This window comes from Clostridium yunnanense, from assembly GCF_016595795.1.
Taxonomy (GTDB): Bacteria; Bacillota; Clostridia; order Clostridiales; family Clostridiaceae; genus Clostridium_AR; species Clostridium_AR yunnanense.
The window spans coordinates 1-13,335 of sequence record NZ_JAENHN010000053.1; the positions used below are offsets into that span (position 1 = coordinate 1).

General features: G+C 32.8%; 10 protein-coding genes and 1 pseudogene. 5 read left to right on the forward strand and 6 right to left on the reverse strand.

The genetic code is table 11. The features are described from left to right. Positions 1-103: 103 nt before the first annotated feature. A pseudogene (locus JHL18_RS26055) lies at positions 104-211 on the reverse strand (TIM barrel protein); the annotation flags it as partial. Between the two features lie 369 nt (positions 212-580). Here JHL18_RS26055 and JHL18_RS19590 point away from each other — a divergent pair. Together JHL18_RS19590 and JHL18_RS19595 are read left to right on the forward strand one after the other, a co-directional pair. Next, positions 581-1,150, forward strand: coding sequence for a PadR family transcriptional regulator (locus JHL18_RS19590; protein WP_200272371.1), 570 nt, complete (start codon positions 581-583; stop codon positions 1,148-1,150). A 17-nt stretch (positions 1,151-1,167) separates the two neighbouring features. Beyond that, a complete protein-coding gene (locus JHL18_RS19595; RefSeq protein ID WP_200272373.1) occupies positions 1,168-2,679 on the forward strand; it encodes an MDR family MFS transporter in 1,512 nt (503 codons plus the stop codon). Between the two features lie 134 nt (positions 2,680-2,813). On the opposite strand, the gene JHL18_RS19600 is transcribed toward JHL18_RS19595, so the two are convergent. From JHL18_RS19600 to JHL18_RS19610, 3 genes are all read right to left on the reverse strand, one after another. Next, positions 2,814-4,922, reverse strand: a complete 2,109-nt coding sequence (locus JHL18_RS19600) for an ATP-dependent helicase (RefSeq protein ID WP_200272375.1) — start codon at positions 4,920-4,922, stop codon at positions 2,814-2,816. A 9-nt stretch (positions 4,923-4,931) separates the two neighbouring features. Then, entirely contained in the window at positions 4,932-7,595 is a 2,664-nt protein-coding gene (locus tag JHL18_RS19605; RefSeq protein WP_200272377.1) for a DEAD/DEAH box helicase, read from the reverse strand. Positions 7,596-7,851: 256 nt separating this feature from the next. Continuing rightward, positions 7,852-8,358: an Rrf2 family transcriptional regulator gene (locus JHL18_RS19610; protein WP_200272379.1), complete on the reverse strand. Its 507-nt coding sequence runs from the start codon at positions 8,356-8,358 to the stop codon at positions 7,852-7,854. 203 nt (positions 8,359-8,561) lie between these two features. Between JHL18_RS19610 and JHL18_RS19615 the strand changes: the two genes are divergently transcribed. From JHL18_RS19615 to JHL18_RS19625, 3 genes are all read left to right on the forward strand, one after another. After that, a complete protein-coding gene (locus tag JHL18_RS19615) occupies positions 8,562-8,933 on the forward strand; it encodes a pyridoxamine 5'-phosphate oxidase family protein (protein WP_200272381.1) in 372 nt (123 codons plus the stop codon). Between the two features lie 26 nt (positions 8,934-8,959). Further along, positions 8,960-9,136, forward strand: coding sequence for an ATP-binding protein (locus JHL18_RS19620; RefSeq protein ID WP_200272383.1), 177 nt, complete (start codon positions 8,960-8,962; stop codon positions 9,134-9,136). 194 nt (positions 9,137-9,330) lie between these two features. Further along, positions 9,331-9,762 (forward strand): flavin reductase, encoded by a 432-nt coding sequence (locus JHL18_RS19625; protein WP_200272385.1) that lies wholly within the window; start codon positions 9,331-9,333, stop codon positions 9,760-9,762. A 221-nt stretch (positions 9,763-9,983) separates the two neighbouring features. On the opposite strand, the gene JHL18_RS19630 is transcribed toward JHL18_RS19625, so the two are convergent. Beyond that, a complete protein-coding gene (locus tag JHL18_RS19630; protein WP_200272387.1) occupies positions 9,984-11,402 on the reverse strand; it encodes a glycoside hydrolase family 1 protein in 1,419 nt (472 codons plus the stop codon). A gap of 466 nt (positions 11,403-11,868) precedes the next feature. Next, positions 11,869-13,317 (reverse strand): amino acid permease, encoded by a 1,449-nt coding sequence (locus JHL18_RS19635; protein ID WP_200272389.1) that lies wholly within the window; start codon positions 13,315-13,317, stop codon positions 11,869-11,871. Positions 13,318-13,335: the final 18 nt, after the last annotated feature.

Consider the following 13,335-nt stretch of genomic DNA (forward strand, 5'->3'; position numbering starts at 1 on the left):
CGGCCGCATATTCTTGGCATATTGTCAAGTGATAATCTGAAAATTAAAAAAAGACCCACACCACGTATTTGTGATGCAAGTCTTTTCTTAACTTAATGACATTGGCATCTAGCCCAATGGAACTTATATAATTTATGCCTGAAGCATAGTTAATATTTTTTATTCCACTCCAAATTGGCAGCCCTGAAATTCCAAATAATAATTTATCCATTAAATTTATCCCCACAATACTTTCAAATAACAATTATTAAATTATTTATCTAGTTCATTTTATTATTTCCGATTATAACGAATTAAATCTTAATTTTAGTTACCAAAAAACATATTGATCCTATACCCTTTTTAACATATTAAAAATAGAACTAATTTTTTTTTTTGCTGATACCAATAACTTTATTTGCTTCAAATAATATATACATTTAAAACTTATAAATCTATATGTCATTATTGACATACAGGTAATATTAATATACTATATAGAATGTCGATTAGCATATGTCATTTTTGACATATACAAATCAATTTTATACAAATTAATTAATTCACATAATAAATGCTATTACACGAGGAGACTAGGTTTATGAATAAATTGTCTTATGGACTTCTCAGCCTGTTATCAACAGAACCAATGACCGGCTATGATTTAACTGCAAAAATAAATAGATTTTGGCGGTCTACTCACAGTGCCATATATCCTTTGCTTTCCGAACTAGAAGAAAAAGAACTAGTAGCTTTAACTTTAGTAAAACAAAGTGGCAAGCCTGATAAAAAAATATACAACTTAACTATACAAGGAAAATCTACTTTGCATCAATGGTTCATATCAGATACAGATGAAGCAGTAGTAAGAGATGAGATGACTTTAAAGTTGTATTGTATCAAATGCATGGATGTTGATGCAGCAGAAAAACTTCTTGATGAGCTTGAAGCAAAATATATAAAAAGAATTGATCATTATAAAGGTTCAATCGAGAAACTTAGACTTATGTCGAGCGACACTTTAAAAAATACCACTTCATCCTTATTCGGTGGTTATATATTAACTCAAAGAGTTTTGAATGAAGCTAAGTTAGGTTTAAAATGGTGCCATTGGGTGAGAAAAATATATAAACTAGAGGACTTAAGTTTTTTAGATGTAGATTTTAATTAAGAAAGGAATACAGATTAATGGAAGCAAAAATTTTAGAAAAACAGTCATTTAATAGAGACATTCACGGAAAAGAATACAACAAAATACTACTTATTATCGCAATTATGGTTGGATCATTTGTTTCTATATTAAACCAATCAATACTATCTACAGCATTACCTCAAATAATGGGATACTTTAAGATAACAGCCAGTACAGTACAGTGGCTTACAACAGCATTCATGCTTGTTAACGCTATAATGATCCCTTTAACTGCACTGTTACTTGAAAAGATATCCACAAAAAAACTATTCATATTTTCAATGTTGATATTTGGAGTTGGAACAATAGTATGTGCCTTTTCTCCAAGCTTTGAAGTTCTTCTAATTGGAAGAATAGTTCAAGCTATAGGGGCCGGAATAATGGCACCTTTAATAAACACTGTGCTTCTCCTCATATTTTCTCCTGAAAAAAGAGGCTCAGCAATGGGATTGTACGGATTGGTTATATGCTTTGCCCCTGCAATAGGCCCTACTTTAGCAGGAATTATCATCGACAGATGGAGCTGGCATTATTTATTCTATATGCTTATCCCAATAATAGTTTTAGATATTATCTTTCTAACTTTCTTCATGAAAGATGTTATACCGCTAAAAAGTCCCAAGATAGATTTTCTATCTATATCCTTGTCTACCCTAGGTTTCGGAGCAATGTTATACGGGTTTAGTAATGCTGGAAACAACGGTTGGACTGATACTACTGTTATTGTAAGCATAATTGTTGGTGCTATTATTAGTGCTTTATTTATATGGAGACAACTTTCAATGGAGAACCCAATGCTTGAAATGCGTGTTTTCAAATCTAAGATATTTACCCTTACTACTATAATAGGAAGTATTTTAAACATAGCATCTGTTGGATCAAGCATTATATTACCTATTTTTCTTCAAACTATACTAGGAAAATCAGCTTTTACAAGTGGATTAGTACTTTTACCAGGTGCTTTATTAATGGCAGTAATGATGTTGGTATCTGGACGTCTATTTGATAAGATTGGAGCAAAAAAATTAGCTATACCTGGTATTGTACTCTTGCTCATTGCATCGATACCTTTTGCAAATCTCCATCAAAATGTTTCTACTACTTATATTACTGTATTATACGCAATTAGATATGTTGGAATAGCTCTTGTTATAATGCCAATGCAAACTGCAGGAATGAATGATTTATCTAACAAACTACTTCCACATGCCACTGCGGTTGTTAATATGTCTAAACAAGTAGCAGGTTCCATTGGGTCTGCAATATTGATAACAGTAATGTCTAATGTTGCTAAATCAAATGCTCCTGATAAAGCGCTTATGAAAACAAATGCATTACTTTATAAATCAGAAATCTTAGAAGCTACAGTGAAAGGCATCAATACTACCTTCTTGTTTGTCATTGCTTTAACTGCAATTTCTTTAGTTTTATCTTTCTTCTTAACTGATAAAAAGAAAGATAAATCACTTATTAGCACTGATAATATAGAGCAGGAAGTAGCAGTTTAATTTTCTTTAAGGAATTGAACAATATATTTTAACCGCACGCTAAAATTATAAAAGCGTGCGGTTATTTATTTTGATATATCATATTACTATTTATTTAATAATTGATATTGAAGCAAGTTATTGTACACTTATTTCTACAAAAATTCCAGTTCACTAAAAGCTTTTATAAACTCCTTCACTCCGTAATTCTCAAACTCCACTTCAATCATCATATCATCTTCTTTAACAACTTTTCCTGTTCCGTACTTTTTATGACGAGCGAGTTTTATTACCACTTCAGTTACTGTATTAACATCTATTTCAACTGCTGCCTCAACTTCTGCTTGAGCTATCTCTGCTATTGCTGCTTCAGTTACTACTTTATCTTTCTTTTCTTCATTTTTTGCTTCTTGAATCTGTTTTTTAAGCTCTTGTAAATTAACATTCGCACTTTTAACTTCATCACTCTCAATTAACCTAGATGGTATCATGTGAATATATCTACTTTCTCCTGGGACTACTCTTTGATAATCCGGATTGGTATAATAAGAAAGTTCTAGATAGTCTTTTGCTCTAGTAATACCAACAAAAAACAGCCTCATCTCCTCTTCTTCTTCCATATCCCTTGTACTTAATGGAATCAATCCGTAATTTACACCTGTGATAAACACATACGAGAACTCTAACCCCTTAGAAGCATGCAATGTCATAAGCTTAACTGTATCAGTATCACTACTTATATCCTTCTGCAATATATTAACACCATATAAGGCAGAAGAATTTACAAAGTCCCTAAGTCCATCAAGAAATTTCATTTGCTTTTCCTTCACATATTCCATAATAACATGAAGCAAAGTACAAATACATTCCTTATCTTCTTTATAAGTAGAAGCGGTTGGCCTTATATATTTATCAAATTCAAAATAAGCATCTATCTCTTCAGACTTTGTTATTTCCGAGCATTTGTGAAGAAAGTTATGCATTTTAGAATATAGTTCAGACTTCTCTATATTCTGCTCTCTCACTATCTTTCTCGCTACCGCTTCTTTTATTCGTTCACCATAATCCTTACTACTAAGAACATATACTCCAGATGAGGTGTCACTCGGATTTACAGAAAATCTTAATAGTTTAATCATCCAGTTAAGCACTGGTATATCACGTATGTTTTTCTTCATAGATACTTCATAAGGAATATTATTTTTCAAAAACACATCTTCAAAAACTTCAGACTGATTCTGTAACCGATAAAAAATCGCAATGTCTCTATATCTTACACCTGAGTTATGTATCTGCTTAATTTTATCAACAAGATAACAAGCTTCATTAAATGGATTGTACTGATTTTTCACTATAATCTTACTTCCAGGTTCACGTATTCCTTTTAGGTCACTTCCATCTAACAGAAAGCACCTAGCCGCTTCTAAAATAGAACTGCTAGAACGGTAATTAATTGGAAGAGACAGTTCTTTAGCTTTATATTTATGTTTTAACGTATAAAATACATTAAGTGTACTTCCACGCCAGCTATAAATAACCTGATTAGGATCACCTACTGCAAACAACTTAGTATCAGAGCCTTTTAATCTATCAATAAACTCAAGCTGCTTACTATCACTATCTTGAACTTCATCAATAATAATCCACTTTGGAGATATTATATTGTCCTGCAACAAAATATTTACATTTTCCAATATATCTGAAAAGGACATTTTGTTTTGTTTTATTTTTCCCTCTTTCAATAGCTGAACCAGTTTAAATATATCATCATTATACTTAGAGAGTTTTTCCTCTTCTCTGTCTATAGCATTTGCCTGTTCCAATCGCTTTTTCAGTCTATTTTTATACTTAATTGTTAGCTTTTCTTCCTGTATGATTTCCATAGCAATATCTAACTCTTCTTCAGGCTCTATTACTAGGAACTCCTTTGTATACCCCATATTTTCAGCAGTCAACCTATCTTTAAGCAAATGAAGAGCAACACTATGAAAGGTTCCAAATCCCTTTAATTCCTCTAGTTGTATGCTTTCATCTAAAGCAAGTAGCCTTTCCTTTATCTCATTTGCAGCTTTGTTGGTAAAAGTTAATACAATCATATCTTTATAGCTGATATTTTTGTCATAATGAAGATATACAATCTTTGAAATCAGTACTGTTGTTTTTCCACTTCCTACGTTAGCATTTACAATACATGCATCACTTTCATCTAAAACAGCTTCTTTTTGATATTCATTTAATCTATCTATTTCTTTTTGGTAATGCATGAAAGCCTCCTATTCCACAAGATCTTCATATCTTCTTTGCAATTTATTTCTTATATTTCTTCTATCATCAGCTGTGTCTTCTAGTCTTACTTTTAATTGAAGGCCTGAGGGAGCATCTGTATGAAAAGATATAATGTTTATTATACTTTTTCTATTAGTTTCTTCCATTGCCCATTCTTTATAAAAAGTATTCTGCAAAACTAAAGTTAACGTACGATTATCTATCTCCACCTCAGTAATTGTACTTAGGAACTTTGCAAATGAATCTCCATTTCCCTGCATGTATTCACAGAACTCTTGCCATTTTTCTTTAAGCTCATTAAATCGAAATTGTTTATTAATAAATGTTGATGGAGCATATTCAATGAGCTTAACCCCCTTCGGAGCTTCAATTTCTTCTAATAAATTCTCTAACCCCCAAAGGACCATGGCTTTATCCAATTTATAATCACCGATGCATGCAGCACAACCACCTTCGCATGTGCACCCACTAACCATCTTTATTGCAGCTTCAACAATTTGTGCAGTTAAATCAAATACTTTTTCAGCATAACCTAGTCCACCTATATATTTATCATAAATAAACATGTATACTTCACCATCAAAATTTTTACTTATTTCTATTGCGTTGTTAGACATTACAACTCCCATGTCTTCCTGTTCTGTCATAGTAGACATCATTGCTGCATTTTTAATAGCATAACACAAGCCCTCAAAATGATTGTTTCTTATGATCATACCATTTTGACTCTCTTGAAGCAGTCTTCTATATACCGTAACAACATTATCTGGAATCCTTATCCAAGCACTTTCCGTATCAAAATCCTTAGATAATGGTTTTTCTAACTGTTCGAAGCCTAAGTTCTGATGATTATGAAACTGCAATTTTTTATACATATACACTACTTCATTAACATTTACATCACCAAAAGCAACCTTTACGCGATTATACTCCATATCCTTACTGCCTTGAATAATCCTAATATCTGTATTGCCTCCTGGCATTGTATAATAGTTTCCATTAAAAGGTATACAAAACGCAGTTTTACTTTCCAAATCAAGTTTGATAACCTGATACTGCACACCATCATGCATGTAAATAGCTCCATTATGAATCTCACGAAAGGCCTGCATTTCATCCATTTCAGTAATTTCTTTATTATTTTCTTTATTGATAAGTTTATATCGAAACTTATCAATATTTCTTAGACTAAAATCTCCCGCAGGAAAAGAATTACCGCTCCATGCAAACTTTCCACTTTGATTTATCAATTCCTTTGCTCTTATTAAAACAGGAATTGTTTCTCCCAGGTCAGGAAAAACCGAGATATCATCCAAGGTTAATGGTATTTCAGCCGCTGCAGCACGTATATGTGCTAACTCTATCAGAAGATTATTTTTATCAATTACTGCATTTTCACTTCCACTTTCAAAAAGCCAATCTGGATTAACCCCTATATACTGATCAAAAGGCAGACTATCAAGAATCAAATAATTAGAGCTTTCTTTTCCACTTCTACCAGCTCTCCCTGTCTGCTGCCAGAAAGACGCCCTTGTTCCAGGGTATCCAATAAGTACTGTGGTATCAACCTTACCAATATCTATACCTAGTTCTAGAGCATTGGTAGATATTAACCCTCGTAAAACTCCAGTGATCATTTTATTTTCAATTTCTTTTCTCTCTAGCGGAGTATATCCTCCCCTATATCCTGATATCTTATCTGCTAAGGACGCTCCAAAAAAGTTCTCCGTTTCTAATTTATCTCTCGATTCTTTTAATACAACTTCTACGTTTCTTCTAGACTTTGCAAAGGCAATAAAACTATTATCATTTTCTACTAAGTCAGGTATTAAATCAGCAGCAACTGTTGTTGTCTGAACTTGCCCATAATACTTCTTATCCTTGCCCATAATTTTTGGAGGTTGCACAAGCATATACTTCCTTTTTGCAGCTGGCGATCCATCCTTATCTACTCTAATAAATTTTTGTCCACAGATTTCTTCTGCAAGTTCAACTGGATTAGCTATGGTTGCCGAACTACATAGATACTGCGGTGATGAATTATAATATCTGCATACTCTTCCTAGTCTCCTAAAAACATTCCCTAAATGTGAACCAAAGGCGCCTCTATAGGTATGAAGTTCATCAATTACTACATACTTAAGATTAGAAAATATAAAATCAAATCCAAACTTACTATGGTTTGGTAGAAATGCAGCATTTATCATTTCCGGATTAGTTAAGATAATGTTAGCATTTTTTCTTATTCTGCTTCTTTCATTTACAGCGGTATCTCCATCATATACTCCTGCTGAGATCCTGTTATCTCCGAAGTATTCTAGGTATGGCAAGATAGCACGGTATTGATCACTTGCTAGGGCTTTTGTAGGGTATATAAAAATTGCTCTTGCAAGAGGATTTGATAAAATCTCATTAATAACTGGCAGTAAAAAACTAAGAGTTTTTCCACTGGCTGTTGATGTTGTTATAACAATATTGTTTAGTTCCATAGCCTTTTCAAACATTTCTGCCTGATGACAATACAGTTTATCAATCCCTTTTTCGGAAAGATACCCGCAAAGTTCCTGTGATAAACCACTTGGAAAATCTGCATACTTTGCTTGTCTTTTAGGTATTGTCTTATTGTATATAATTAAATCATCTATATTCATTAGAATTACTCCTGTTCTAGTAGATTATATAAAAGTGTACCGTTTCAGCTTTATATCCGCATTATTCTTAAGTAATAAATTAATATAATTATATATCAACGAATCAATAATTGCGATTAAATTAGCCACAGGCATGACCTGTGGCTATAGTCTCTCATATGTATTATTTTACTTATTCTGATAAATTTAAAAATCCAAAGGAAAACTCTTGTTGAAATTCCTATAATGTTTTTTAATTATCTTGTGAAATAACTTTTTACTTCTTTCTAGCATTTTCAAACCACTCTATAGTTTCTTTTTCCACCTCTTTTGAAAGTTTCTTATTATATACTTCATTATACAACCAAGCTATGGTCTTACTTGTTAAATACTTCTTCATTTCATTTTCTGCATCTAACATTACTACCTTTATTAAGCAAGGACATTTTGTATGTGTATCTGGTAGATTATCTTTATCCAATAATATATTATTTTGCCTTATCTCTGCACATTGGAAAAACGGTTCGCTTCCTTCTACAGCCTCAACAACATCCCAAAATGTTATTTCATCTGCATTACGTGCAAGTGCATATCCGCCCTTTACACCAGGAACAGACTTTATAATTCCTGACTTACTTAATCTAGCATATACCTTTGATAAATAAGTTTCTGAAATACCTTGAAATGTAGCCAAATCTCTTATTCCTACTGATGTACCTTCTTCTAAATTTACCATATATAATAAACAATGCAACGCATATTCAACACCTACTGAAAATTTCATTCCGTTCCTTCTCCTTTAATATATTCTAATATCCTATTATGATAGCTTATTATTTCTTCTCAATCAAGCTACTTACTATCAACTTGCCATTAAACAAATTAATTATAATATTTCTATTGACTAAAGAACAAACTTATTATATATTAATTCTAGACAATACTTGTCGACGATAATATATATCCATAATTAGAGGAGGAACAAATATGTTAACAGAAAAGTTTTTTGAAGTAATAAATCACGAAGGTGTAGTATCTATAGTATCTTGGGCAAATAATGAGGCTCATGTTTGTAATACTTGGAACAGCTATCTAGTTATTGTAGAGGGAAATAAAATATTGATACCTGCAGCTGCTATGATTAAAACAGAAGAAAATATTACTACTAATCCTAAGGTTAAGTTAACTATGGGATCTAAAGAGGTAATGGGCTATAACTATATGGGAACTGGCTTCTTACTTGAAGGAACTGCTAAATATTTAAAAAGCGGCGAACATTTCAATATGATGAAAGAAAAATATCCATTCTTAACAAGAGTTTTAGAAATAACAGTTGACTCTTGCAAACAAACTTTATAGAAAATACGTAGCTAAGAAGGAGCACTATGCCAAGAAAAATTAAAAAATCAGACTGTGTAGGTTGTGGGACATGTCAAAGAGTATGTATTGTTGGATGCATAACTCAAGGTGATGATAGAAAGAGATCAATTGATGAATTCGGTTGTGTTGACTGTGGCGCATGTGAGCTTGCTTGTCCCAAAAAATGTATTTCTAAAGATTAACTAAGAGTATGTAAATCCGGATGGTTGTCCTTAATATCTATATATTAATTGATGTTTATTTTCCCTATAAATTGGTATAATAAAATAATCAAACACTTGGGTACAAGTTTCCGATTACGATAGCATTCTAAGAAGCTTTTCATAGCGGAAATGAACTTAAGGAAAATATAAGAACAACTTTAAGGAGATAAGAAATGAAACTTAGTGCTTTTAACTACGGAGCTAATGCCGTTAGCTTCATAAAAAACGAAAAGAAATACGGTATGATATGTGCATGGGCAATGCAAGCTGATTACGACAAGGTTTTAATGCTGTTAGGCGCTCAAAGTGTCACTGGCAAAAACATTAGCAAGGGAGACATTATTGGGGTTAACGCATTAAATGTAAATCAACAAGATGTAGTCGAGGCTTTAGGCGATGGTCATTCAGATACTGCTGATAAGTTTAAAAATATCAAGCATACAGTAAAAGAGTCTGCCATATTAATAGATGACGCTAGCAATCGTATGATTGTAGAAGTTATCGATGTATTGCATCTAGAAGGAATTGAGCAAGATAATTTAATCTATGGACTGATAAAATCCTTTGAGAGTAGCGACACTAAAAAATACAGTTTATCTGAATAGTACTTCTATAGATAAACCAGTTCCAAATAGAATCTATATTTGATATTCCTATTACATTAATAGTTAATAGCATTATCTCTTAGTTGTATTGAAAATAACTGGATTATCTATTCCGCTGAACTGATAAAATTTAGAGTGCTGTACACTAAGACTATAACAGTGCAGTGCTTTTAACGCTTTTATCAAATAAGCCCACGACATTTCTGCCGTGGGCTTATTTATTAATTATCTAAATCTTCTCCATTGGTAGCTATAACCTTCTTATACCAATAGAAAGAATCTTTACGATAACGATCTAAGGTTTTTAGGTCAAATTCTTCCCTGTCAACATAAATGAATCCGTAACGTTTTACCATACCTTCATGAGTAGAAATTAAGTCTATTGCAGACCATGGGCAGTACCCCATCATCTCTACTCCATCTGTTATAGCTAAACGAAGTTGTTCGATATGTTTTCTTAAATATTCAATACGGTATGGATCATGAATGGACCCATCTTCCTCTAACTTATCATAGGCACCTAAACCATTTTCAGTTACGATTAGCGGTAATCTATATCTTGAATATATTTCTCTCATTGTAGCTCTAAAACCTTCTGGATCTATCTCCCATCCAAATTGAGTAGTTGGCAAGTTAGGGTTTTTAAAGCCTTTAAACACACCTGGTTCATCCATAGCCTTTTGCTGATCTTTTTTCCCATCCCCACTAGCTTCCATGTTATTAGCTTGTACGGTAGCAGTATTATAGTAGTTAAATCCAATAAAATCTGGTTTCCCTGAAGCAAGAATCTCCATATCCCCTTCTTGAATTTCAGGAACAGCATCTATATCTTCTAAATATGACCAAACCAAACTATTATACTTTCCATATACAGCCATGTCCAAGTATAACCAGTTACGAATTGCATTTAAATTTTGAGCTGCTAAGTTATCTTCTGGCTTACAGCTAGCTGGATAAACTAAGGATATATTTGGTGCTGGCCCAATTTTAGCATCTGGAATCATTTCGTGGCATAGTGCCATAGCTTTTGATTGAGCAACTAACATATGATGATTTTGTTGATAAATCTCTTTACGTATATTTGTGCATCCTTCAGGTATCATTGTAGTTCCAATAACATCACCCATTAGTGTTAATACATTTTGCTCATTGATAGTTAGCCAATATTTAACCCTATCTCCAAAGTTATCGTACATAACCTTTGCAAAATTTACAAACCAATCAATAGATTCTCTTTTTGACCAACCTCCACGTTTATCCAAAGCTGCAGGCATATCAAAATGGAACATCGTAACTAAAGGAATCATATTATATTTCAAGCATTCATTTATTAAATTATTGTAGTACTCTATTCCTTTAGGATTTACTTCCCCTGTTCCTTCTGGAATCAATCTTGACCATGAAATAGAAAAGCGGTAAACCTTGAATCCCATTTCAGCCATTAAAGCAACGTCTTCTTTATAACGATGATATTGATCTGCACATACGTCTAATTCTGAAGTTCCTTCAGGTACTTTTTTTATATCTTGGCAAGACGGTCCTTTACCATCGATTAAATTTGCACCTTCAACTTGATAAGCTGATGTTGATGCACCCCAAAGAAAGTTTTTAGGAAACGGCTTTAATTTCTTATGTAACATTTTCTCTACCCCTCTATAATTTATTTTAAAATACATCGAAAAGCTACTTATACTAATAATTATAAAGTTTATTTTTAATATTTCAAATATTACAATTGCATACTGTATCAATACAGATTACTATTAATAACATCATAAATTAGTTTAATATAAAATGTTATTTTTGATTAGCAATCATTATTAACATCAGAATCAATCCTGCTACGCTGAATAGACCTCCTACTGCATAATAAAATACTATATAATCGGAACTTGCTCCCGCTGTTTCTATACCCCCCTTTAGAAAACTTCCAAAGGAAATTAATCTTTAGAATAGAAAAACCTCTGCACATAGGATAATTAAACCATGTTACAGAGGCTTCTATTTTTATTTTATAGTTTGACATGAGCGATATGCTATGCTACTTTATCAACTTCTTCAATGTCTTTTTTATAGTCAGGTTTTGTTTAGTTATATTAAAAATTACTAATCAGTGCTATTTGTATCCTTACAATCATTATCTTCTGCCAATTCCTTTGAGAATTCTACTCCCACCTTTTTACGATATGCTTTAATATTCATGCTATCTCCAGCTGTCTTTCCAACTTTAGAACTTCTAATAAACTTCATTACAAGGTATGCAGCTGAATATATTACAAGCATAACAATTCCGGCAACAAGCCCTGCTCCTTGACCAGAAATAAAAGGCATACTTAGTATGATAATAATCATACTTCCCAAGGTAATCCAAGAGGTATAAGGGTATCCAGGCATCTGGCACTTTCCTTCTGGCGGACAACCATGAATTCCACGTAATTTTATTTGAATACCTAGAATTACTACATAAGTAACTAGAAGCGCAAAGCTACTTGAGCTTATCAAAAACAAGTACATTCTTGGAAACAACATCCCTAACCACAATGCTAATAACATTGAAAAACCTGAAAATAATATTGCGCGATATGGTACATCTGTTTTGTCCTTTAGCCATTTTGGTGCTTGCCCTTCATCAACAAGAGATCTCATCATTCTACCTATTCCAAACATAGCTGCAAGAGAAGCTGACAGTATAGCTGTAATAAGTACTAAATTCATAACAGAACCAGCCCATCCCATTCCAAACCTATTAAGAGAAGCTACCATAGGACTGATTTTTTCACTTAGCTCAGATGTTGGAATCAATGGAAGCAGTGCAAGTGTATATAATACATATAATCCAACTAGACCAAACACTGTATTTCGTATTGCCTTAGGAATTGTTTTTCCAGGATCAGCGGTTTCTGAGGCAGCTAACCCAATTATTTCAAAACCAGCATAAGCAAACATAACTATTAGCATACTTCCTGCAATACCTTTTATTCCACCTGGTGCAAAGGCCTCTCTTTTAAGCTCCCCCACTCCCACTGGTGATATCTTGGTGATTCCACCTAATATTAATAATATCGCGATAATAATAAATGAAACTATAGCTAACAATTTTACGGCTGAAAGACCACTTGCCACTTTGCTCAATCTATCTGCACCTAATAAATTAATAAGAGTAACAGCTATTATTATAAAACTCCCCAAGAACAAAATAGATATATTAGGAAACCACTCACTTAATAAAATTGAAACAGCAGTAGCCTCACTAGACATAGACAAGATCATACCAGTCCAATACATCCATCCAACAACGAACCCAACTCCAGGACTTAAGACCTTCCCTGCAAAAGTATGAAAAGATCCAGAATGTGGGCTAGCTACAGTTATTTCAGATAAAGCATAAAGTATAAAATAAACTAATATTCCTGCTAATATATAAGATATTACAATAGAAGGTCCTGCAGCATTAATAGCTACGGCTGAACCAAGAAAAAATGAACCTCCTATAACAGTTCCTAGTGCCATCATGGTAAGATGCCCTACAGACAATCCTTGTTTTTTCTTTTCCATAACATTGTCCTCCAATAT

Coding starts and splice junctions, on each gene's coding strand:
- JHL18_RS19590 (WP_200272371.1), top strand. CDS start 581: ATGAATAAATTGTCTTATGGACTTCTCAGCCTGTTATCAACAGAACCA.
- JHL18_RS19595 (WP_200272373.1), top strand. CDS start 1,168: ATGGAAGCAAAAATTTTAGAAAAACAGTCATTTAATAGAGACATTCAC.
- JHL18_RS19600 (WP_200272375.1), bottom strand. CDS start 4,922: ATGCATTACCAAAAAGAAATAGATAGATTAAATGAATATCAAAAAGAA.
- JHL18_RS19605 (WP_200272377.1), bottom strand. CDS start 7,595: ATGAATATAGATGATTTAATTATATACAATAAGACAATACCTAAAAGA.
- JHL18_RS19610 (WP_200272379.1), bottom strand. CDS start 8,358: ATGAAATTTTCAGTAGGTGTTGAATATGCGTTGCATTGTTTATTATAT.
- JHL18_RS19615 (WP_200272381.1), top strand. CDS start 8,562: ATGTTAACAGAAAAGTTTTTTGAAGTAATAAATCACGAAGGTGTAGTA.
- JHL18_RS19620 (WP_200272383.1), top strand. CDS start 8,960: ATGCCAAGAAAAATTAAAAAATCAGACTGTGTAGGTTGTGGGACATGT.
- JHL18_RS19625 (WP_200272385.1), top strand. CDS start 9,331: ATGAAACTTAGTGCTTTTAACTACGGAGCTAATGCCGTTAGCTTCATA.
- JHL18_RS19630 (WP_200272387.1), bottom strand. CDS start 11,402: ATGTTACATAAGAAATTAAAGCCGTTTCCTAAAAACTTTCTTTGGGGT.
- JHL18_RS19635 (WP_200272389.1), bottom strand. CDS start 13,317: ATGGAAAAGAAAAAACAAGGATTGTCTGTAGGGCATCTTACCATGATG.